This is a genomic window from Mobilitalea sibirica (assembly GCF_015999265.1).
In the GTDB taxonomy this organism is placed as follows: Bacteria; Bacillota; Clostridia; order Lachnospirales; family Lachnospiraceae; genus Mobilitalea; species Mobilitalea sibirica.
The window spans coordinates 357584-382420 of the sequence record NZ_JAEAGR010000001.1; the positions used below are offsets into that span (position 1 = coordinate 357584).

The 24837-nt window shown below is 33.2% G+C and carries 19 protein-coding genes; 18 read left to right on the forward strand and 1 reads right to left on the reverse strand.

From position 1 onward, the window contains the following. Positions 1-10 precede the first annotated feature (10 nt). Positions 11-841 carry an AraC family transcriptional regulator gene (locus I5677_RS01470; RefSeq protein ID WP_197659776.1) on the reverse strand — a complete coding sequence of 277 codons (831 nt, stop codon included), beginning with the start codon at positions 839-841 and terminating at the stop codon, positions 11-13. 135 nt (positions 842-976) lie between these two features. On the opposite strand from I5677_RS01470, the gene melA reads away from it, so the two are divergent. The 18 genes from melA to I5677_RS01560 all read left to right on the forward strand — a co-directional run bounded on the left by melA (position 977) and on the right by I5677_RS01560 (position 24783). Beyond that, on the forward strand, positions 977-2299 hold the full coding sequence (gene melA / locus I5677_RS01475; RefSeq protein WP_197659777.1) for an alpha-glucosidase/alpha-galactosidase: 1323 nt from the start codon (positions 977-979) through the stop codon (positions 2297-2299). 351 nt (positions 2300-2650) lie between these two features. Then, positions 2651-4897 carry a glycoside hydrolase family 95 protein gene (locus tag I5677_RS01480; protein ID WP_197659778.1) on the forward strand — a complete coding sequence of 749 codons (2247 nt, stop codon included), beginning with the start codon at positions 2651-2653 and terminating at the stop codon, positions 4895-4897. 466 nt (positions 4898-5363) lie between these two features. Then, positions 5364-6572 carry a GGDEF domain-containing protein gene (locus I5677_RS01485; RefSeq protein WP_197659779.1) on the forward strand — a complete coding sequence of 403 codons (1209 nt, stop codon included), beginning with the start codon at positions 5364-5366 and terminating at the stop codon, positions 6570-6572. Between the two features lie 577 nt (positions 6573-7149). Then, positions 7150-7782: a nitroreductase family protein gene (locus I5677_RS01490; RefSeq protein WP_330617775.1), complete on the forward strand. Its 633-nt coding sequence runs from the start codon at positions 7150-7152 to the stop codon at positions 7780-7782. A 277-nt stretch (positions 7783-8059) separates the two neighbouring features. Then, positions 8060-8545 carry a ferritin-like domain-containing protein gene (locus I5677_RS01495; RefSeq protein WP_197659780.1) on the forward strand — a complete coding sequence of 162 codons (486 nt, stop codon included), beginning with the start codon at positions 8060-8062 and terminating at the stop codon, positions 8543-8545. Then, positions 8503-10290, forward strand: a complete 1788-nt coding sequence (locus I5677_RS01500) for a 2-oxoacid:acceptor oxidoreductase subunit alpha (protein WP_206762655.1) — start codon at positions 8503-8505, stop codon at positions 10288-10290. The genes I5677_RS01495 and I5677_RS01500 overlap by 43 nt, the downstream gene beginning before the upstream one ends. Further along, on the forward strand, positions 10287-11132 hold the full coding sequence (locus I5677_RS01505) for a thiamine pyrophosphate-dependent enzyme (RefSeq protein WP_197659781.1): 846 nt from the start codon (positions 10287-10289) through the stop codon (positions 11130-11132). The genes I5677_RS01500 and I5677_RS01505 overlap by 4 nt, the downstream gene beginning before the upstream one ends. Before the next feature lie 175 nt (positions 11133-11307). Further along, positions 11308-11712, forward strand: a complete 405-nt coding sequence (locus tag I5677_RS01510) for a bacteriohemerythrin (RefSeq protein WP_197659782.1) — start codon at positions 11308-11310, stop codon at positions 11710-11712. A 239-nt stretch (positions 11713-11951) separates the two neighbouring features. Next, a complete protein-coding gene (hcp, locus tag I5677_RS01515; RefSeq protein WP_197659783.1) occupies positions 11952-13580 on the forward strand; it encodes a hydroxylamine reductase in 1629 nt (542 codons plus the stop codon). Between the two features lie 17 nt (positions 13581-13597). Next, entirely contained in the window at positions 13598-13786 is a 189-nt protein-coding gene (locus I5677_RS01520; RefSeq protein WP_197659784.1) for a ferredoxin, read from the forward strand. A gap of 476 nt (positions 13787-14262) precedes the next feature. Continuing rightward, positions 14263-16395, forward strand: coding sequence for a histidine kinase N-terminal 7TM domain-containing protein (locus I5677_RS01525; protein ID WP_197659785.1), 2133 nt, complete (start codon positions 14263-14265; stop codon positions 16393-16395). Between the two features lie 365 nt (positions 16396-16760). Continuing rightward, a complete protein-coding gene (gene rbr / locus I5677_RS01530) occupies positions 16761-17294 on the forward strand; it encodes a rubrerythrin (RefSeq protein ID WP_197659786.1) in 534 nt (177 codons plus the stop codon). A 240-nt stretch (positions 17295-17534) separates the two neighbouring features. Beyond that, positions 17535-18377 carry a response regulator gene (locus I5677_RS01535; protein ID WP_197659787.1) on the forward strand — a complete coding sequence of 281 codons (843 nt, stop codon included), beginning with the start codon at positions 17535-17537 and terminating at the stop codon, positions 18375-18377. A 53-nt stretch (positions 18378-18430) separates the two neighbouring features. Next, positions 18431-18655 carry a (2Fe-2S)-binding protein gene (locus I5677_RS01540; RefSeq protein ID WP_330617776.1) on the forward strand — a complete coding sequence of 75 codons (225 nt, stop codon included), beginning with the start codon at positions 18431-18433 and terminating at the stop codon, positions 18653-18655. Positions 18656-19065: 410 nt separating this feature from the next. Further along, positions 19066-21174: a sensor domain-containing protein gene (locus tag I5677_RS01545; protein WP_197659788.1), complete on the forward strand. Its 2109-nt coding sequence runs from the start codon at positions 19066-19068 to the stop codon at positions 21172-21174. A 35-nt stretch (positions 21175-21209) separates the two neighbouring features. Next, a complete protein-coding gene (locus I5677_RS01550; protein WP_197659789.1) occupies positions 21210-23273 on the forward strand; it encodes a chemotaxis protein CheA in 2064 nt (687 codons plus the stop codon). Positions 23274-23291: 18 nt separating this feature from the next. Then, positions 23292-23702, forward strand: a complete 411-nt coding sequence (locus I5677_RS01555) for a response regulator transcription factor (protein ID WP_197659790.1) — start codon at positions 23292-23294, stop codon at positions 23700-23702. 58 nt (positions 23703-23760) lie between these two features. After that, positions 23761-24783: a diguanylate cyclase gene (locus I5677_RS01560; RefSeq protein ID WP_197659791.1), complete on the forward strand. Its 1023-nt coding sequence runs from the start codon at positions 23761-23763 to the stop codon at positions 24781-24783. The last annotated feature ends 54 nt before the right edge of the window (positions 24784-24837 follow it).

The following is a 24837-nucleotide window of genomic DNA, read 5'->3' on the forward strand; positions in this document are numbered from 1 at the left end:
TAATGTAGTGCTAACCGTTCTTTGGATGTTGATTATGTTTTTTGTAGAGTAATGGGGTAGTATGCATGAGTTTCTTAAAATGCTTATTAAAGGCAGAGGTATCCCGAAATCCACAGGAATATGAAATCTCTGTAACGGAAAGATTGGTTTCTATAAGCATTTTCTGTGATACGCTAATCCGATAATTGATTAAGTACTGTTGAGGAGAAGTTCCTATTAAACTCATAAACAGTTTATATAAGTAAGTTCGATCAATATGTAGATAATTAGCGATATCAGTAATTTTAATATGATAGGTATAATTGTTATGTATGTAATTTAAGGCTTTTTCGATAAGAGCTTTATTAAGTATTTTTGAAGAATTGGGTGAATGAATAAACATATGGGAGAAGCAGAGATAGAGTTGACTTAAAAGCGTAAGCTCATTACCCTTTCTTTCAATAGAAAGTCTAATCAAGGAGAGAAAGTCATTCCAGAGAAGTCCATTGCTTTGATCCGCAAATATATGATTTGATGGGGTAAGTCCACAACTTTGAAGGATAGCTCTGACATCATATCCATCAAAACCAATCCAGCAGTATTCCCAAGGGTCTTGTGTATCGGCGGTATAGATGGTTGTTTCGCCTGGATAGATTAAAAACCCTTCACCAGCTTTTAATAAATAGGTTTTATCATTTACAGTATAGGAACCCTTTCCATGCCGAATATAATGGATTAGGTAATGAGGACGGATTGCAGGTCCAAAGGAATGTGAAGGCAGACACTGTTCATGGCCGCAATGATAAAGAACAAGAGGTCTGTTTTTAGTAATTGTTTCTTCCGGCCTAATAATAAATTCCAAGCTTTTCACTCCTTATTCTAATCAGATATCAGTCATCATATTGACAATAATATGAAACATATGACAAAGTATTTTTCTGCTAATTATTATATAATAATGCTGAAATTAATGCAAATGATCTGGAGGAAAAAGATTATGGTTAAGATAACCTTTATGGGAGCTGGAAGCACTGTATTTGCTAGAAACGTCCTGGGTGACTGCATGTGTACTCCGAGTTTATGGGATGCAGAGATAGCATTATATGATATTGATCCGATAAGACTTTCAGAATCAGAAATTATTCTAAAAGCAATCAACAAAAGTATAAATTTAAACAGAGCGGTAATTAAGACCTATCTAGGCGTTATTAACAGAAAGGAAGCCTTAAGAGGTGCAAATTTTGTTGTAAATGCGATTCAGGTTGGCTTTTATGATCCGTGTACGATTACAGATTTTGAGATACCCAAAAAATATGGCTTAAAACAGACGATTGGTGACACCCTTGGTATTGGTGGAATTATGCGGGGACTTAGGACAATACCTGTTTTAAAGGATTTTGCGCGGGAAATGGAGGAGGTTTGTCCACAGGCTTTGCTTTTAAACTATACAAACCCAATGTCGATACTTACCGGATATATGCAACGATATACGAATGTGAAAACCATTGGTTTGTGTCACAGCGTACAAATCTGTTCTGAAACTTTGTTGAAAAACCTTGGCATGGAGGACAAGTTAGAAGGCAGAAGTGATCTGATTGCAGGAATAAATCACATGGCCTGGCTATTAGAGATAAAAGACAAGGAGGGGAATGATTTATATCCTGAAATCAAATTCCGCGCCGAACAAAAGAATAATACCCAAAAGCATAATGATATGGTTCGTTTCGAATACATAAAGCGTCTAGGGTATTATTGTACGGAATCCAGTGAACATAACGCCGAATACAACCCCTTCTTTATCAAATCAAAATATCCGGAATTGATCGATCGATATCAGATTCCTTTGGATGAATATCCAAGAAGATGTATCAAGCAGATAAAAGGATGGGAAAATGAGAAGAACAGCATACTCCAGGATGGTCAGATTACACACCAACGTTCTCAAGAATATGCATCCTATATAATGGAGGCAATTGTAACCAATAAGCCGATTAAAATTGGAGGAAACGTCTTAAATACAGGACTTATTGATAATCTTCCGGCAGATGCATGTGTTGAAGTGCCTTGTCTCGTGGATGCACAGGGAATTCATCCATGCCATATTGGAAGGCTTCCGGTGCAACTAGCTGCAATGAATATGACTAACATAAATGTACAACTAATGACCATTGAAGCCGCAATCACCGGAAGGAGAGATAGTATCTATCAGGCAGCTATGATGGATCCGCATACGTCAGCTGAATTATCTATCGATGATATTGTGAGTATGTGTGATGAACTTATTGATACCCATGGAGATTATATGAAAGAATACCGATAATTGGATTTTACAGAAGAAACGAACAACAGTTTAAAAAAGTTTCGTATTATGAGTTTTTTTGATATCATTGAAGTATAAAGTAAAGGAATTAAGAAGGTCAAAATTAAAGTACGTGGATATTGCCAAGGTGACTTTGAGATTAAGACCGCCTGGGATGGCAAGCCACTTGGTACGATATCGGTAGGATTTTCGAATGTATGGAAGGATTATTCAGCAGTTATAGCAATACCGGATGGGATTCAAGCACTGTATTTTACATATATTGGTCAGGGAAGTGCAAGTTTTACTTCCTATACTTTGGAATATAAGGGATTAATCTGATTTTGAGGGTTATGTAGCGGGAGGAAACAGATGAATAAATTATGGTATAAAGAACCGGCAAATGTCTGGGAGGAGGCACTACCAATTGGAAATGGTTCCTTGGGTGCTATGATTTTTGGTGGAGTTAAGGAGGAAGTTCTTCAACTTAATGAGGATAGTATCTGGTATGGACCGCCTATCGATCGAAATAATCCAGATGCATTAAAACATCTTAATAAAGTTCGTAAATTGATACTAGAAGGAAATATACCTGAGGCTGAGAATCTGCTTACCTATGCTTTTTCTGGGACGCCAGCAACCCAAAGACCATATCAGCCCTTGGGCTATATGAGCGTACGATTTCATGGATTAGATAATGTGCATAACTACCGGAGAGAACTGGATATCTCGGAGGCGCTTCATAACGTTAGCTTTTCGATATCTGAGAATAACGAAATTAAAATCTCGAGAGAAACCTTTGCAACTGCTAAAGACCGAGTGATAGTTATGAAGATTGAATCAACAGAAAATAATCTAAATGTTGATATTACGCTTCACCGAGGTTTATTCTACAATCGTGTTTATGGATATTCAGATGATTCAATTGCACTGGATGGTAATCTTGGGGAAGGTGGTATTGACTTTGTTGTTATGGCTAGGGCTCAGGCTGATGAAGGAATTGTAAAGGTTATTGGCGAGCATTTAATAATACGAGATGCCAAAGTAGTTACGGTATACCTAGCAGCTGTTTCTTCCTTTTATTATCCTATAAAGTCAGACGATTATAAATACGAGGCTCTTACTAAGCAAACGGATAAGCTTCTTACGTCAGCGGTTAATAGGGGTTATAATGCATTGAAAGAACGTCATATAAAAGACTATAAATCGTTATTTGATCGAGTGAAGCTACAGTTAGAATATGATAAAGAGTTTGATTTAATGACGACCGCAGAAAGATTAAGTCGAATTGCTGAAAATCATATCGATCATGGGCTTATCATGCTATATTTCCAATTCGGACGATATCTTATGATATCAGGTAGTAGACCGGGAGGCCTTCCGCTTAATCTGCAAGGATTATGGAATAAGGATTTTGATCCGGCTTGGGGCAGTAAATATACAATAAACATTAATACAGAGATGAATTATTGGCCGGCAGAGACCTGTAATCTATCGGAGTGTCATCAACCTTTATTTGATCTACTTGAGCGTATGGTAGAAAAGGGCAAGATAACTGCTCAGAAGATGTACGGTTGTCGAGGTTTTTTAGCTCATCATAATACAGATTTATACGCAGACACTGCTCCACAGGATATCTATATTCCAGCAACATACTGGGTAATGGGAGCTGCATGGCTATGTACTCATATCTGGGAGCACTATCTCTTTACTAAAAATGAGTTGTTCTTAAAAAGAGCATATTCCATTCTCAAAGAAGCATGCCTATTCTTTATTGATTTTTTAATAGAGGATAAAGGTTATCTCTTAACATGTCCTTCCGTATCTCCCGAGAATACATATATTTTGCCAACAGGGGTAAGGGGTTGTGTCTGTGCAGGTTCCTCTATGGATACCCAAATTTTATATGATTTATTTACCTGCTTTAATAAAACAGCATGTATTTTAGGAGAGGATGAAGAATTACGACAACAGATAGAGGATATGAAAAATAAACTGGTGCCGATATCTATTGGAAAGTATGGACAGATTATGGAGTGGCGGGAGGATTATGAGGAGGCAGAACCGGGGCACCGTCATATTTCACATCTTTATGCTTTATATCCCTCCCAGCAAATTACGGTAGACGGTACGCCAGAATTAGCGGAAGCTGCAAAAGTAACTTTAAGTAGAAGATTAGCTCATGGAGGCGGACATACTGGCTGGAGCAGAGCATGGATTATCAATATGTATGCTAGGTTATGGGATGGAGAAAATGCTTATGAGCATCTGGTAAAAATATTGACAAAATCAACCCTTACAAATTTATTTGATAATCATCCTCCTTTTCAAATCGATGGGAACTTTGGTTCCACTGCTGCAGTGGCAGAGATGCTTGTTCAAAGTAGTGAAGAACGTATTGTTTTATTACCTGCTTTACCAAAGGTATGGACGAAAGGAAAGGTATCGGGACTTTGCGTTCGGGGAGGTTCAGAGATATCTATTTCTTGGAAGGATGGAAAGCTTACTCATGTATCTTTAGATCCAAAACAATCTTTTACAACCAATTTAGTATATAAAAGACAGGAAAAAAAGATTGATTTAGTAAGTGGCGAAAGAATTGAAATTATCTGGACGTAATTGATATTAAAATATTCATGGAGAGATATTTATCAATCAATCGTACCAATCTATGCCATGGATATACGTAGGATCATACGGGCGGATTGAGAAACAGAGAAAAGTAATGTAAAAAAATTTATAATATGTTAAACTATAGGTATCTGGCAACATGATGAAATTTGTGTTTCCGATACCTATTTTATAAATATGTAGAGTTTTGATAAACCATGAGATTAAGGCGATAAAAGATAAATTATTTATTTCAGTGAAACATAAAGAAGATTATTTTATTTGATTCTTATGTTAAGAATCTATACGGAAGAAAATGATTATGGTTTTTATCTTGATAAGGCTTATGAATAAATTGAGCTATCTCAGAAAGAGTATAAGTCCTTGCGAAGGATAAGAATACTCCCGTAGATTAATTGTAGTTGAAAAGATATAAAAGTTCTTTTACAGCACGAAAAGGATATGGAGGATTCATATGATGGGCAGCGTTGACTATTATAAAATTTTACAGGTACATTACCTTGCAGAACCTGAAGTGATAGAAAGTGCTTATAAAAGATTGGCAAAGAAATATCATCCGGACGTAAGTAAAGCAAAAGATTCCGACATAAGGATGAAGCAAATTAACGAGGCATATGAAGTATTAAGTGATGCTAATAAAAGAAAAAAATATGATGCAGAGAAAGACACGAAGCAAGATAATGTTGAAAATAAAAATTCAAAAAAAATAGATGAAGCGAGTGTTATTCCAGCAAAAATAATCCTGGACAAGTATTTTACATATATCAAGGACAGAGATTTTACGAATGCTTATGAACTTATATCAAGCATAGAGAAAAAAAATATATCATTAGAGGATTTTATAAAATGGCAATGTGTTGTATCAAAAATTTTTCATCTTCAAGACTTTGACTGTAAAGCAAGTAAGGTAGATGAAAATATCATGTTAAGTGGTTTGATATACGGAAAAGTAATCGATTTTACAGTTGTAACAATAGAACATAATTTAGTAATGAATCGACTGGAAAAAGACATAATCAGCAAAAAAGTGGTACTTGAGAAACGGGGTTGGCACATTAATATAGGTTATCAAGATTTAAAGCCCTTCATTGCGAAACTTGAGGAACTAAATGAATTATTGACAGCAAAGTCAGTAATAAATGAAATGATTGAAGTTTATGGCAATACAGATTATTTAACCGGCTTGCTAAACAAAAAAGGTTTTATTGAAGTGACTGAGAAAGAGGTGTGGCGATATAACAGATATGGAAACACTTTTTCGATTATGTTGCTTGAAATTGATTATAGGAATAAAAATGCTAGTGGATGGCAAGAGTTTAGACATTATTCTATTGAATGGGTAAGTAAAATATTAAAAGATAATTTTAGAAAACTTGATTCAATAGGTAGATGGGGAGAAACAAGCTTCATAATTCTGATGCCGGAAACGAATTTGAGCAATAGTATTAAAGCTGCTTTAAAAATTAATAAAATCTTTACGACACAGGAATTTTTATTTAACAACAAGATTTACAAGCTTAAAATATGTATAGGGATTGAGGAGTTTAAAGATTCTCTGGTAAAAACCCTAGAAGTATTGCATCATTATACCGGTATTGCTAAAAAGTGTGGAGATAACTGTATAGTGAGTTCCATTGGAAATATATGTGATAATCAATCTTAATGACAACTTAATTATGACTGTATGGCATGCTGAATTATGTTTAAGATAACATAACATATTGATTGTGTTTACAATATATTAAGTAAATGAAGGAAGGAAAAATAAGATTTAAAATACGATTTATTTTCCTTGGAAAATATTCTATAATATTTTCGTGATGACGATGAAATACAAAGAAAACCTTAATATCCGAAGAACATGCTACATAGGACTTGTGTCTATGCTATTGACATAAGTCCTATTTAAATCAAAGAGCAGCATATAATAAAGTATATTTTAGTTATTTCAGCACGAATAATAGTGACTTTTGGCACTACAAAATTCTATATTTTTAGAATAGAATAAACATATGCCAATAAGTAATTTCATTGATTGGTATGCTCTTCCCCTTCCCCTAAATAGAACAGCTAACCCAAAAAACGCCTGGCCCTCCCCTTGCCCAGGCGTTTTTTGATTGAAGAAATTACTACGTTATGCAAAAGGCACTTAATTTGATTACTTACGGCACTGTCTAATTTAATTTTGTTCCTTTATGATACTATTATCAAAAAATTAATTAGAAATATAAATAGAACAAATGAAAGATTATGAAGAATGGAGAAAAAATCAAATGACAAAAGACTTTTTTAAGGCAATAGAAGAAAGGAGAACATTTTATGAAATAAGTAAGGAGAGTGTGCTCTCTAATGATGAAATAAAAGAAATCATTGAGCATGCGGTAAAATATACACCGTCTGCCTTTAATTCACAAAGTGCCAGAGTAGTATTGTTAACAGGAAAACATCATGATAAGTTATGGAATATTACAAAAGAAACATTAAGAAAGATAATAACGCCGGACCAATTCACGTCTACCGAGGAAAAAATAAATTCATTTCAAAATGGTTTTGGTACGGTTTTATTCTTTGAAGATAATAATGTAATAGAAACTCTTCAGCAACAGTTTGCTTTATACAAGGATAATTTTTTGACTTGGTCCCAACAATCAAGCGGTATGCTTCAGTTTGTACTTTGGACTGCGTTAGAAATTGGAGGATTTGGTGCATCGTTACAGCATTATAATGAACTGATTGAATTAAAAGTGAAAGAAGAATGGAATATACCAAATAGTTGGAAACTTATTGCACAAATGCCTTTTGGTAAGCCGACAGCCAGTCCTGTAGATAAACAGTTTCTGCCATTAGAAGAGCGCATTGAGTATTATATATAAATTATACATAGGAATACGATAATCTAATATAAGATAGTATTTAAATCTTAGGTATACTAGAAAGCGATACCTTTGAAGTAAGTAATGGATAACGGAACAGCAGATTCATAAAAAAAAGTGTAATAGATCAAACAAAGCTACAATAGGATGTGAACAGTATGCCTTTTCCACACGAAATATAAGTACGGGATAAAAAACAAGAACAGTTTATAAATTTGTAGAAAAGGGAACCTTTTTACTTGTTGTAGACGATAAAATAATAAAATGGAGAGATATCATGAGACTATTGGACTTAGCACTATTAATGGAACAGGATCTACAAAGTTTTTACAGAAAACAAGCTGAACTCAATACTGGAAACAGTCTTCATATTGTGTTTTCATTATTGGAAAAGGAAGAAGAAAAACATACTGAAATATTAAAAAGCTATTCTGATAAAATAGTATTACCTTTAACAGAAAATAACATTTTGGATGATGTAAGAGAGATTTTTAAAGAAATGAATGATATTAAGTCTGAAATAAAGATACTCCCTAGTCAGTTGGATGTATACAGAATTGCTCTGGAAAAGGAAGAACAAAGTTTGAATTTTTATCGTGAATTATATGAGAAGGCTGTGGAGGAACAATCCAAGAATGTCTTTCAACATTTAATAAATCAAGAAGATAAACACTGTATCATATTAGAGGAACTGGTGAAACAGCTTAATAGACCGGAGGAATGGGTGGAATCTGCAGAATTCGGTTTGAGGGAGGACTATTAACATATCAGTCAAGGGAAATTGATAAATCACTCAGGTACTTAATATTCATAAATTATAAAGGAGGGATTATTATTTATAATGTATTAATTGGAGGAACTGCCGGCCAAGGTATTGAGACTATGGCAACTATTTTACAGAAATTACTAAAGGACTCGGGTTATCATGTGTTTGCGGTCAGAGATGTTATGTCCAGAGTTCGAGGAGGACATAATTTTACATTATTACGGTTTGGCATAGAAGCGATCCAATCCCATAGCGATATCCTAGACGGGATTATTGCTTTCGATGAAGATACAATAAAATTACACGTTGCACAACTAAAACAGGATGGATTTATACTATGTGACACCCAGTGGAAAATAGAAGATTCCAGGATTATTTCTTTGGAGATGGTTTCTTTAGCAAAGCAACTGGGTAACATTCGTACAATAGGAAGTATAGCAATCGGAGCTTTATTAAAAATATTTGGATTAAAGCCATTACATATGGACGAAGTATTAGGAAAATATTTAAAAGAACAATATAAGGAAGTGAATAAAAAAGCTCTGCTACAAGGGTATGACATGGCTGTCAGTAAATATGAAATTCCTGAACATAATGATAGAGATTTACTTATGATATCAGGAAACCAGGCTTTGGCATTTGGAGCAATTGCTGCAGGACTTAAATTTTATTGTGCATACCCGATGTCACCATCTACATCAATTATGGAGTTTCTGGCATCAAAATCTGATAAAGCAGGTATTGTAGTAGAACAAGCGGAGGATGAGATAGCTGCTATCAATATGGCTATTGGAGCATCTTTTGCCGGAGCTGTTGCAATGACCGGTACCTCAGGGGGAGGTTTCTGCTTAATGGTGGAAGCACTTGGATTATCCGGTATTGCTGAAATTCCCCTTGTAGTAGTTGATGTTCAAAGGCCGGGACCTGCAACAGGACTTCCCACCCGTACGGAACAAAGCGATTTGAAATTTGTAATATCTGCGTCCCATGGTGAGTTTCCCAGAATGGTCATAGCAATTCGAAATCATAAGGATGCTTTTTACCAAACAATGCGAGCATTGAAGTTGTCTAAAAAATACCAGATTCCGATTATATTGTTAAGTGACCAATATCTTGCAGATTCAGTTGCAACTATAGAACCCTATGATTTAACGGATATGGCCATACAAGAAGACAATGAATTGTTGGATAGTAAGGAAGGCAATTATCTCCGTTACCGTATAACGCAGGATGGTATCTCACCATTACTAATCCCTGGTAAAACCAAAAACTTCGTGACGGCAGACAGTGATGAGCATGATGAACGTGGATGGATTACAGAGGATGCTGAAGTCCGTAATGCAATGATGAATAAACGTTTTAGAAAATGGGATAAGCTGAAAAATGAAGTGCAGGAGCCTGAGTTTGTCGGTGAGGATTCTTACGATACACTGTTATTAGGTTGGGGCTCTACCTATGGACCGATTGTTGAATCGGTGAACATATTAAATCAAGATTCTTATGGAAAATATGCAGCGCTTATATTTGGTGATATTTATCCACTACCTGAGAAACTGTTAAAGGAAAAAGTATCAAATGCTAAGAAAATCATAAATATTGAACAGAATGCTACAGGACAGTTGGCTGATTTGATACGTGAAAGAACAGGAATTGTCTGCACTTCTAATATATTAAAATATGATGGAAGACAAATATCCAAAGATGAGATTGTTAATCGTATTCGAAAGGAGGTATTGGAATGAGTAAAATAACCACTTATGAAACTGCCTGGTGTCCTGGATGTGGTAACTTTAATATTTTGGACTGTCTAAAAACAGCTCTGGAGGAGCTTAACAAGGATCCATATGAAGTTTTAATGGTAGGGGGTATAGGACAAGCAGCGAAGCTTCCGCAGTATATTAGCACTAATTCCTTCTGTGGCCTGCATGGAAGAGCGCTTCCTGCAGCAGTTGCTGCTAAAATAGCCAATGAAAAGCTGACGGTTATTGTAAATTCTGGAGAGGGTGATTCCTATGGTGAAGGAGGAAATCATTTTCTCCATAATATAAGGAGAAATGTGGATATAACCCATTTTGTTCATGATAATCAGATTTATGGTTTGACGAAAGGACAGGCTTCACCGACGTCTATGGTAGGTATGATTACCGAAGTGCAAATACATGGTAATGCCAACATTCCGCTTAATCCCGTATTGTTAGCTATCGCAGGGGGAGCCGGATTCGTAGCAAGAGCTTTCAGTGGACGCCAAGAACATTTGATTAATATCATGAAACAGGCTATTGAATACGAAGGATATGCAATCGTTGACATTCTGCAGCCTTGCGTAAGTTTCAATAAGCTGAATACCTTCTCTTTTTACAGTCAACGTGTATATGAACTTGATTCAAGCTACGACTGTACTGATAAGACAGCAGCTCTACTTAAGGCTATGGAGTTTGAGGATAAGATACCGCTCGGAATCCTTTATAAGGAAAATAAGAGTACTTTCCATCAGAAGAATATAATTTTAAAATCTGGTATGCCTTTAATTGATTTACAATATGATCCTGTAATTTTAGATACTATTATGAATGAATTTATATAAGAGGTTTATTATTGCAGTGAAGGTGGTAAAAAAATCAGATATATTAATAATTGTATGTTTGAGACAACATATTATAAAACATCTTGGTATAGTGTTTTTACTTTAACGAGAAGGAATAGTATATAGATGGAAGACAGCAAACAAATAATAAAGAATTAGGATTGGAGTTATTTTTATGATGGATTGGACAAATGATTACTTTGTTGGGGTAGCCCAAATTGATGATCAGCATAAAGAATTATTTGATCGTATTAACAAAATGTTAAGGTCAATGAAAGAAGGAAAAGGGAAAGAAGAAGTTTTAAATACGATTTATTTTCTTGAAGAATATGTTATAAAGCATTTTCGTGATGAAGAGGAATTACAAAGAAAAACTCAATACCCGAAGTACATGTTACAGTATCAGCAACATGAAAAGTTTAAAAAAGATTTAAAATCAATAAAAGATATTGTCTCTAAAGATGGAATAACCATTACATCAATTGTTCAATTACAAAATGATTTAAATAAATGGTGGAGAGATCATATATTGCTGATGGATAAAGATTTAGGAAGACATCTTAAGACAATTCAATATTGATTAAATAAAAAACCAGTATTAATGCCATTGGCATTTTATAGAATGACTTTTAGCACTATCTCAAATCAATTTTATCAATTAGAATGAAACTAATGTTAATGTATTCAGATATGAAGCTGGTGCAGTATTTAAATTACAATTCAAGCTAAGCTAAATTATGAAACAGGGATGTTCGGGAGTTTTGTTGGAATATGGCAAAAGCATCGGCTCCCAAAATATTTATTATCGGGAGGATTACTATGAGTATGTTTTGTTACCAATGTCAGGAGGCCGCAAAAAATATCGGATGTACAGTAAAAGGTGTTTGTGGTAAGAATGAAGAAGTTGCGAAATTACAAGATCTATTAATCTATATTTGTAAAGGTATTGCAGATGTTGTGACTAAAGGAAATCTGGAACTAGCCACTCTTGGTGAGGTGAATCATCAGGTGTTGAAAAGCCTTTTTATTACAATTACGAATGCAAATTTTGATGACGAGGCAATTGAAAAGCAGATTATGAAAATGATTACATTAAGGGATGAGCTTAAGTCGAAAACTTCTGGTCTTACGTTAAAAGACGCTGCGACTTTTACAATATCTGATCGGAATTCTATGTTAGTAAAGGGATCAGAGATAGGGGTATTGGCTACAGAAAATGAAGATGTTCGCTCTTTAAGAGAGTTAATTAGTTATGGACTGAAAGGTATGGCGGCCTATACCCATCATGCACTTAATATAGGAAATGAAAATCTTAAAATCTACGATTTTATTTATGAAGCACTTGCAGCAACCTTAGATGATTCATTGTCAGTAGATGAATTGATTGCTTTGACTCTCAAAACTGGTCAGTTCGGTGTATCAGCAATGGCACTCCTTGATGAAGCAAATACGTCAAAGTATGGAAGTCCTGAAATAACAAGCGTTAATATTAGTGTTAGGAAGAATCCGGCTATTCTAATTTCAGGACATGACCTGACAGATCTGGAGCAGTTGTTAGAACAGACGAAGGGAACTGGCATAGATGTTTATACTCACAGCGAAATGCTTCCGGCACATTATTATCCATTCTTCAAGAAATATGATAACCTTGTTGGTAATTATGGTGGTTCCTGGTGGCGTCAGGTGGATGAGTTTGGTCCGTTTAACGGCCCTATTCTTTTTACAACAAACTGTATCGTTCCGCCAAGAACAGCTGATATAAGAAACCGTATTTTTACTACAGGTGCCGCAGGCTTCCCAGGATGTGTACATATCAGTGCAGATAGTAATGGTAAAAAAGATTTTGCCCTCGTAATTGAAATGGCAAAAAAGCTACCAGCTCCTACAGAGATAGAGACAGGTACCATTGTCGGCGGTTTTGCCCATGAACAGGTTTTTTCCCTAGCCGATAAAGTTGTAGATGCAGTTAAATCCGGAGCTATCAAGAAATTCTTTGTTATGGCTGGCTGTGACGGTAGAATGAAATCAAGGGAATATTATACCGAGTTTGCTGAAAAACTTCCGAAAGATACCGTAATTTTAACTGCTGGATGTGCAAAATACAGATATAATAAGCTTGCTCTTGGAGAGATTGGTGGTATTCCGAGAGTTTTGGATGCAGGTCAGTGTAATGATTCCTATTCACTTGCAGTGATTGCATTAAAGCTGAAAGAGGTTTTTGGAGTTGATGATGTGAATCAGCTACCAATCGCTTATAATATTGCATGGTATGAACAGAAGGCGGTCATTGTTCTACTAGCCCTTTTGTATCTTGGAGTAAAGAATATTCACCTCGGGCCAACACTTCCTGGATTTTTATCACCAAATGTAGCTAAAGTATTGGTGGAGAACTTTGGAATAGCAGGAATCGGATCTGTAGAAGATGATATCCGATTATTTATGTCATAAAGGAAAGGATGATCAAAATGAGAGCAGAAATAGATAGAGAAGGATGTATTTCCTGCGGGCTTTGTGTTTCTACATGCCCTGATGTGTTTCGCATGGGGAATGATGGACCGGCAGAAGTGTATGTTGATACAGTTCCTCCTGAAGCAGAAGATTTAGCAATGGAAGCAAGTGAGAATTGCCCTGTAGCCGTTATTTCAGTAGAATAGAATAATTATGATTTATCAAAGATTGCCTCATCTAATAATAATTGATGGGGCAATGTTTCTAATATGGTAAGTATGGAGCAGCTATACTGATCAAAAAAAATAATGATACACTAGAAATATCGGTCGGTTATGTAATATGTAACTTGTCATAAATTAATAGACTATTTATATTTTTATGATATAATGAACTCATAAATGTATGTATTTGTTAATGTTACAATATCAATAATATTAGATAAAATAGATTAACAACACTGTTATAATAAATTTTAAGTCTAATATAGTAAAATCTAACGGCAAAGTATTAAAGAGTATATTGGAGAGGGGACACAGTAGCCTACATAGGTAGAGATGTAGACACCTATTGAGCAAAAAGTCTGGAAAAAAATAAATTATTTTTTATTAATGGTACTTCTTAATGTCAGATGTTATGTTATCTTAGAGGAAGAGATCCTTTAATATTAGAAGGGAGAAACATGCCGATAGAATTAATTCTATATATACACTTTTCTATTTCATCAATTTTAATCACTGCCTTTTTAATGTTAAAATTCTGGAATTATAGAAGTAAGAAAGAGGCAAAAACTCTTGCTCTAATGATGTTGGGTGCTTTTATTTGGGGGGTAAGTAGTTATATATCAAATTTAACAACCAATATCAGAGCTATGATAATCTTAGAAAAGATCGAGTTTCTAGGAGTAGTTCTAATTTCTGTTCATTGGTTTGTTTTTTGCATACAATTTACAGAATACCGCTATATAATGCAAAAGTATATACGATACTTTTATATTATACCAAGTATAACTATGATATTATTATTTACTAACCGTTATCACCATCTTATGGTGAAGAGTAGGGCTTTTGTTGAGGTAGGGCCTTTGTTAGTAGCAAATGAATTCTATGGCCTTTGGTATTGGGTTCATTCTTTATATTCGTATTTTCTATTTTCATTAGGGATTTTGATATTACTTCACAATAAAAAACAATTACCATTGGTTTTATTAAAGCAGACGAATATGATTATATATTCAATAATGATACCATTGGTTCTTAGTATCATCTATCTTTTTCGTTTAAATCCGTTTTATCCAATTGACCCAACGTTATTTACTTTTTCTATTACCGGTATCATATGTTATATTTCCTTATATAGGTATAAATTATTTCGTTTAATTCCATCAGCAAGGGCAGCAGTAGCAGAACATATGAGTGGTTTGCTGTTTGTTTTCGATAATCAAAACAATTTACTGGATATGAATAAAACCGCAGAGAACACGCTATGTTTAAAGAGTAAGCAGTACTTCGGAAAAAAAATTCAGGAAATAGACAACAATTATCTGTCTGTTTTTGATAAGTATGTGAATGTACAGAGTGCAGATGAGAGGATAACAATTGAAACTAATATGGGTACAAAATATTATGACTTAAAGATACGTCCATTACTTGATGAACATCATACTTCTATGGGCAAATTTGTTATTTTGTATGATGTAACAGAACTTGAACATGCAATACAGGTAAAAAGTAACTTTTTAGCTTCAATGAGCCATGAAATAAGAACTCCTATTAATAGTATTATTGGGTTTATGGATCTTTTAAAAACCGCAGACTACAAACCGAAAGAGAAAGATTATCATAATATAGCGTTTAAGTCAGCAGAAGATCTATTGGCAATTGTAAATAGTATTTTAGATTATTCGATGCTTGAAGCAGGTAAAATTGAGTTAGGACTTACTATATTCTCACTTAATCAACTAATTGATGAAATAACAAAGATGTTTTCTATCCATGAGAAAAATTTAGAGTTTTACTGTGAAATAGATAAAAATGTACCTCAGTTCATCCAAGGAGATAGAGATAAAATAAAGCAGATACTAACGAATTTATTAAGTAATGCGTATAAATTCACTGATTCTGGCAGTGTTGTATTAAAAGTTGCATTAATAAATGTAAATAAAGAAGAAAGTTTAGAATTCTCGATAACAGATACCGGAATAGGTATCCCAGACAATAAGATTGATACAATATATCAACGCTTCCAACAGCTTGACATGTCAAATTCAAGAAAATATGGTGGTATAGGTTTAGGGCTTGCAATTGTGAAGGAACTCTTATTTTTGATGGGGGGAACAATCAATGTAAAAAGTACATTAAGCCAAGGCAGTACATTCACAGTAAGTATTCCGGTTAAAGGTTTAAATATAGCGGCTGAAGAGAGAAAAGAAGGCGTATCGAAGAAACAAATAGTGTGTTTATTGGCTGAAGATAATAAAGCGAATCAATTGCTTGTTTACAATATAATAAAAAAATATGGTTATCATATCGATGTTGCTGATAATGGTGAAGAGGTTATATCTATGGTTAAGATTAAGGACTATGATATAATTCTGATGGATCTACAAATGCCAGTTATTGATGGTTATGAAGCAGCGAAAGCTATTAGAGATTTAGAGAAAACTTCTGGCAGGCGTGTTCCGATTATTGCATTAACAGCCAATGCTACTAAAGAAGATATGTTAAAGAGTAAACATGCTGGAATGGACGATTTTATTACAAAACCTTTGAGAACAAAAATTTTATTTGAAAAAATAAATCAATATATATCTTAATAATGTAGAAGACTGTGATGCACAGAAGTTAGTTGTTTCATAGTCTTTAATAATTTATTTTAAGTTCTAACTAAATTATTCTTTAATCAAAGGAATACATACCATCGACTATTAATCTTTCCCGAGTCTTGGTAAAGTAATTATTCAATAATTTGCTGGTGTAATGCCTTTTGCATTATATATCATGACTAATGGCACTGTTTGTACCGAGATAACCCAATTATAATGAATTATGACAAGTGTGTTTTCAATTCAACAATCTATAACTGAAACAGTGGTAAGTAAGATGGTAATTGATTTTAAAAAAATGATTGTTAAAACTGCAAAACACTTTAAAAGAAGATGAAGACAAAGGAGAGAATGTTTTGAACATCAAAGGTACAAAAACTGAGAAAAACTTAGCAGCAGCATTTGCAGGAGAATCACAAGCTAGAAATAAATACACTTATTTCGCATCTGTTGCAAGAAAAGAAGGCTATGAGCAGATAGCAGCGATATTTGAAGCAACAGCGAACAATGAAATGGAGCATGCAAAACTTTGGTTTAAGGCACTTGGTGAATTAGGAGATACTGCAGTTAATTTGCTTCATGCTGCAGAAGGTGAAAACTATGAATGGACTGAAATGTATGAAGGATTTGCGAAAGATGCAGAAGAAGAAGGCTTTGCTGTACTTGCAGCACAATTCAAAAGGGTAGCAAAAATTGAAAAAGCACATGAGGAAAGATATCGTGCGCTCTTGAAAAATGTAGAAATGCAAAAAGTATTTGAAAAGTCTGAAGAAGTTATGTGGGAGTGCCGTAAATGTGGGCATCTTGTAATCGGTAAGAAAGCTCCGGAGGTTTGTCCGGTTTGTTCTCATTCAAAAAGCTATTTTGAAGTTAGAAAAGAAAATTATTAAGCAGCAATTGATATTCATCAATGTTCATTCGATATACGGCATATATTTGGTTGAAAAGTAAAACTGTAATTCATAAGATCATACTATAAGGTAGATAAACAAGTAGTTGCTTAATTTGAGGCTTGTATCCGATTGGATGCAAGCTTTTCGTACAACATATTTTTGTTCGCTAAATCGAGATGTATTTAGAAAATGCATAATCAATAAATTAAATGAGATGAAATAAAATGAGGTGATTTTATGCAAAATAAGAAAAATATTATGATCCATGATAATCTTAATGTTGTACGTAACAAAGTGAAGGAAATATTAAAGGAAGAGGAATACTTTTTTTTAGAAGCATCTAGTTTGCTAGAAAGTATAAATATTTTAAAAGATTATGAAGATAAATTAGATATGATAATTATTGACGTAGATTTTAATGAAGAAGATTTTGAAGTCATTAGAAAACTTAAAGATAAATCTAAGGATACTCCGATACTTGTAATCACTGCCAATAATAAAAAAGAAACGATCATGCAGGCAATTAATGAGGGTATCACTAATATTATGTTAAAACCCTTTGAACAGGTTGTTTTCCAACAGAAAGTTTTTAAACTCTTAATGCCAACAGAAACTGAAATTTTTGAAGAAGTAACATTTAATCTTGAAAACTTTATTACTTCAGAATTAAGTAAGGCAAAGAAGGGAAATTATGAAGTATCCATTTTAATGTCAAAGGTGATTTCACCAGACGATAATATAAATTTAGAGGAATATATTTATAAAATAGAATTAAAAGGCATTTATGAGGGATTAGAAAGTTTGTTTTGGGAAACTGATGTATTCTTAAAATACTCATTTGATACCTTTATAGGAGTATTTCCGTTTTGTGATAAGAATAATACACAGGTAATCTTAGATAAAATTAATAAAAAGTTTGAATTAATGAAGGAAGGAAGTGAAAATCTACAAGAAATTAATTTAACGAATAGTTTTGTTACTTATCCGGAGGATGGGTTGGAATATGAGGAGTTATTTCAAAAAATGATTGAAGGAACTACTGCTCAGAAGCCTGAAGAAAAAACTATAAATCAAACATAAAAACTTAGGCAATAAGGTGTTTCATTTATATTAATAAAATAAGGAGATTAATTGTGGAAGATATAGAAAAAGAAATTATTGATAAAATGACTAAGGTGTGTATTTGTAAGGCTATATCAAGAGCTACTATAAAAAAAGCAATACAAAATGGTGCTCAAACTTTATCAGAGGTACAGAAAGCAACAGGTGCGGGCTCAGGACCTTGTGGAGGTAGAAGGTGTACACCTAAAATAATTAATTTAATAAAACAATATAATGATAACATTCAAGAAGACTAAACTATGCTTTAGGTAAACACATCAAAGCGAAGGTATATTTCATCTTAATGCTGATAGCATTGATTATAATGACCTTTGGCACTTTTATCAATAGACTAATTCATATAATATAACATTAGCAACTAAATTAAATAAATTGTATTTTTATTTTATGATTTGGTATATTATAACATAATTGAAATAATGCCTTCTCTTCTATTCCCCAATTTATATAGATTGCATAGTAAAATATGCTGTATTATGACTGGTACTATATTCCGGAAAGTAATATGGCATATTTTATTTCATATCTAAAAGAAATGCTACTTGCACCCAGGATAATGACTTTTGGCACTACTTGATTTCTTGGTATTTGATTATAGTGAATAATACAAGCTTGCCCAGAAATGAAATGATAGTAGGAGCATTATATGAAAAATATGAGTGATCACAAAATTAATAAACAAGTTTTTTCCGCTAATTCGACTGCGGATCTTCTGGAATCAGTATTTCAAGTAGCAAAGGTAGGAATATGTATCACTAATTATAAGGGTGAATTTATTAAGGTTAATGAAGCGTATTGCAAAATTTATGATTATACCGAAGAAGAATTATTAGGTAATAATTTTACTATGATATTACCAGAACATCAGAAGGATAAAGCGAAGAAGCTTCATGATGATTTCATAAATGGAAATCCGGAGATTAGTGATATTTGGAGGGTTAAGAAAAAAAATGGAGAGATGATAGATGTTTTGGTTACTGCAGCACGATTTGAAGATAAAAAAGGCTTCCGCTTCAAAGTAACTACAGTGGAAGATGTAACTAAATTTAATGAAATAAGTGTTAAATTAAATCTTTTATCAGAAGCATTATTTAATTCGTCAGAGGGTATGATTTTTACAGAAAATGACGTTAAGAAAGTTATAGAGGTTAATGATTCTTATACAAAAATAACCGGATATGGTAAGGAAGACTTAGATAAGGGAGAAGGTAATATAATTGAAACAGTCATGAGAGATGCTTCGCTTCATTTAGTTTTAACTAATCAGTTGGAGATAGATGGATATTGGCAAGGCGATGTTTCAACAATTAAGAAGAATAAGGAGAAATATGTTTCCACTTTAAAAATTGTTGCTCTTATGGATAAAAACCAGAATATAAAAAATTACATTGGGATATTGAATGAAGTTACAGATCAGGTTAAAAGTAAAAACAGAGAAGAGTATTTATTAACTCATAATACAGTTACCGGTCTAATGAATAGAAGTACATTACAACTAAAAATAATGCATATGTCTGAAGGTTCCAACTTCGGAATTATGGCATTATTTTACGTAAATATCGATCGTTTTAAAATTATTAATGATAAATACGGGTATTTAATCGGTAATAAGTTATTAAAAGCTTTTGCGAATCGACTTTTACTTTATTATGAAAAAGAATATATCAGTTATCTTGGTGTTGATAAATTTGCCATATTTATTCAAAATGGTTTGTCACTTCAGACCATTATGGATGAGGCTGAAAAATTAAAGAAAAATATGGAAAGAAATTTTCAAATAGATCAACTATCATTAAAGATAAAATGCAGCATTGGTATAGCAATTTATGCTCAAGATAAAAAAATCGAGGAACTTTTTAGGAATTCAGAAGAGGCGATGTTAGAAGCAAAAAAACATGGTGGAAGTAAAGTGATTTTATTCACCTGCGACATGTATAAGAAATTAATGCGAAAACAAAAAATCATCGATGATATACAACAAGCCTTAACAAATGGTATGTTTCTGGTTTATCAACCTATTTGGGATAATAATTATAAAGAAATCTCAGGTGTTGAAGCATTAATACGATGGAAGCATCGGGAGTTCGGATTTATCTCCCCATCTGAATTTATTGCAGTTGCAGAGGAAAACGGAATGATATTTTCTATAGGGGAGTGGGTTCTGAAACAGGCATGTCAACAGATAAAAACATGGGAAAACATGGGGATTCATACTGTGATTTCGATTAATATCAGTTCTCAGGAGATGGAAAAGGTGGGATTTACAGACCATTTATTAGCTATCATCCATGATTATCAGGTATCTCCAGAAACTTTGGAAATTGAAATCACAGAACGTTCCATTATAAGAGATATAAATAAAACGATTGATATTATATTAAAATTGAAAAACATGGGAATTAAAGTTGATATCGATGATTTTGGAACAGGATATTCTTCCTTAAATTATTTAAGAAAACTACCATTTCATAAATTAAAAATTGATAAAACATTTATTGATGATATTGTACAAGAAGATGAAAGTGCAATGCTTGTAAAAGCTATTATTGATATGGGACATACCCTTCAATACAAGGTACTTGCTGAAGGAGTAGAAACAAAGGAACAATTTGATGCACTTAACCGCCTTGGTTGTGATGAAATACAGGGTTATTATTTTAGCAAGCCATTATTACCTCAAGAATTCGAAAAGCTATGGTATAGCGATGATCATAAAGATAACTATGTTGTTCTTACCGGCGAAATAAGTGATTAAAACAGGAAACGATCAGTTTAGTAGGAGTTGAAATTATGGTGAAAGATAAGGCGAAAGAGCCAATGTTAGAAATGTATATATTCGAAACACTTCAATTATTAGAGCAGCTGGAACAACTTATTTTAACTACTGAAAAAAATGAAGAATTTGATGGCAATCAGATTAATGAGGTATTTCGGATTATGCACACAATCAAAGGTTCGTCAGCTATGATGATGTTTGAGAATATTTCTACTCTTTCTCATACCATTGAGGATATATTCTACTATATTAGAGAAAACACACCTCAGAGCATTGATTATACTATTTTAACAGATTTAATATTTGAAAGTCTAGATTTTATTAAAAGAGAAATTGATAAAATTAACAATGACTTAGTTTCTGATGGGGATTCAAGAGAAATAATCGAAAAATTAAAGAGTTTTCTTTCTACAATTAAGAAAGAAGAAAACATAGATAATTCAACTGAGAAAAAGGAAACAGAAGAAAATAAACAACAGTATTATATAAAACAGGACAAGCAAAGTGGAACGGAATATCAGTATAGCTATAGAGCTTTGATATTTTTTGAAGACGGATGTGAGATGGAAAATATCCGAGCTTATACAGTAGTGCATAATCTCTCTGAAATTACTGACCAGATGCATTATATTCCTGAAAATCTGATCGAGGATAGTAATAGCTTGGAAAATATAAGAGAGAAAGGTTTTTTGGTTTATTTGAAGTCAAATCTAAATTATGAAATGATGCAAGAGTTCTTTATGCAGATTATATTCCTTAAAAAATTGGAATTAATTCAGATGGAGGATGACTCTGAATATTTAGAGATTTCAGACAATAGACTTATTCAGACAACAAATATACAGCAAACTCCGGATAAGATTCTTGTTCCGATCATAAAGAAAGAGAGTCCGACTCATGAAACATTATCGAATTCGTCAATTCAAAATATTATTAGTGTAAATGTAGAAAAGCTTGATAAATTAATGGATCTAATTGGCGAAATAGTAATTGCAGAGGCGATGGTAGTAGAAAATCCTGATCTTAAGGGGTATGAGTTTGAAAACTTTACAAAAGCCGCCAGACATCTTCATAAAATAACGAATGACCTTCAGGAAATTGTAATGTCAATTCGCATGGTTTCATTATCTTCAACATTTCAGAAAATGAATCGTATTGTTCGTGATATGAGTAAAAAGTTAAACAAAGATGTTGCACTTAATATCATTGGAGAAGATACAGAAGTAGATAAAAACATTATTGAACATATATCAGATCCACTAATGCATCTGGTTAGAAACTCAATCGATCATGGAATTGAAACAACAGAAGAACGATTGGATAAAGGCAAAGACCGAAAAGGAACTGTCATATTAGAGGCTAGGAATGCAGGCAAGGATGTGTTGATAAATGTTAAAGATGATGGGAGAGGCCTCGATAAACTAAAAATTTATGAAAAAGCCAGACAAAATAATCTAATAGTAAATGATGAAGCTGAGCTAACAGACAGAGAAATATTTAATTTAATATTGCTACCCGGTTTTTCAACTAAAGAAAGTGTTACAGAGTTCTCCGGCCGTGGTGTCGGGATGGACGTAGTAGTAAAAAACATTGAAAAAATAGGTGGAGAAATAAATGTTGATAGTAAAATTGATAGAGGAACCACTATAACACTTAAAATACCGCTGACATTAGCAATCATTGATGGAATGAATATTAAAGTTGGGAACTCTTTATATACAATTCCTATTATTTCTATTAAAGAATCTTTTAAAGTTAAACTGAGACAGATTATTGAAGATCCAGAGGGTAATGAGATGATACTGGTGAGGGGCAATTGTTATCCGGTACTACGATTACATAAAATACATCATATTAGTAACAGTATTACGGATTTAACAGAAGGAATAATGATTATGGTTGAACATGATGACAAAGAAATATGTGTATTTGCAGATGAGTTATTAGGTCAACAGCAGATTGTAGTTAAGCCATTACCGGATCTTCTTAAAGATATAGGAATTCAAGGCATTGCCGGTTGTTCTTTAATGGGAGATGGTAGAATCAGTCTAATACTTAATATTGGAGCATTTTTATAAAATAAAGGAGCATGAATTATGAAGATATTAATTGTTGAAGATGATTTACCAAGCAGATTATTTTTATCAAAATTGCTATTACGCTATGGTTCCTGTGATGTAGCTGTTGATGGATTGGATGCACTGGATGCAGTATTACTTTCTTTAGAGCAGAACAAACCTTATCAACTTATCTGTTTGGATATCATGATGCCAAAGATAGATGGTTTAAGTCTCTTAAAATCGATACGGGATATGGAGGAACAATATCAGATACCTCAAGAGCAAAAAGCTAAAATCATAATGACAACTGCTATGTCAGAGGTTGAACACGTTCAAGTAGCATTTGATATAGGCTGTGATGCTTATGCTGCTAAGCCATTGGACACAACAGGACTTATTGAGGCTTTAAAGAATCTCAGAATAATAGAACCGGATAATCGAAGTTAATCTTTATAAGATATAAGAAGTTGTTGAAGCAATCATTCATTATGTCAGAAAGGATATTATGAAAAAGTCACTAGTTCTGATCATTATTTTAATTACTGCTTTTAGTATTACAATATTTGATATTTTATCTCGTTTTAATGTAGCAAAACAATTTGAAAATGATGCAGAAACAATTAACAATTTGGGTAAGATTAGGGGAGCAATACAGCGGTTATTGAAACTTGAAACAAATAATGTGGAACGAGATGATCTCATTATTAGTATAGAGAATTATGTTAATCAATTTCTTTTCGATTCTAAAAACAGCCCCCTGGTGGATAATCTCAAATTTAATGAAATATACCAAAGGTGGAATAAATTAAAACAAGAGATTTACAAATACAGAGAATTAAACAACCAAGAGCAAAGAGAATGGTTGCTTTTGGAAAGTGAAAAAATTTGGGATTTAGCAGATACGATTGTTAATGAGGCTCAATTCTATTCTGAAATTAAATTACATAAATATAGAGTATTAATAGTTGCTTCCTGTATGAATTTAATACTGGTTATATTATTGATTGGTTTTGTAAAGTTTTATGTTCACGATAAACTAGAACGACTTGTGAATAAAGATGCTTTGACGAATGTTTATAACCGTCATTATCTAAATGAAGCATTGTCAAATGAGTTTGATAAGGCTGAACGAACTACAGAGGAATTTTCAATTATCATGTTTGATATCGACAATTTTAAGAAAGTCAATGATAAATTTGGACATGCTCTTGGGGATTATACACTCCGTGAGGTTGCTAAAGCAGCAGGGCGAAGTATTAGAAAGTATGATATTCTTGCCAGATATGGAGGAGAAGAATTTATGATTATATTACCGGCAACTAATCATGAACAAGCGATTATTATTGCAGAAAGAATTCGTCATAGGATAGAGAATTTAATTTTAAAAAAAGTAAGACAAGTAACAGTCAGTTTAGGAGTCGCTACTGTGCAGGAAGAAGATACCTTAATTGAACTACAAAAACGTGCCGATACTGCACTTTATCGGGCAAAGAAAAAAGGAAAAAATCGCGTAGAAACTGTGGATTAAGAAATATTAGAAACATTACTTTTGACATTTTTTTCTGTTTATTCTATGATATAA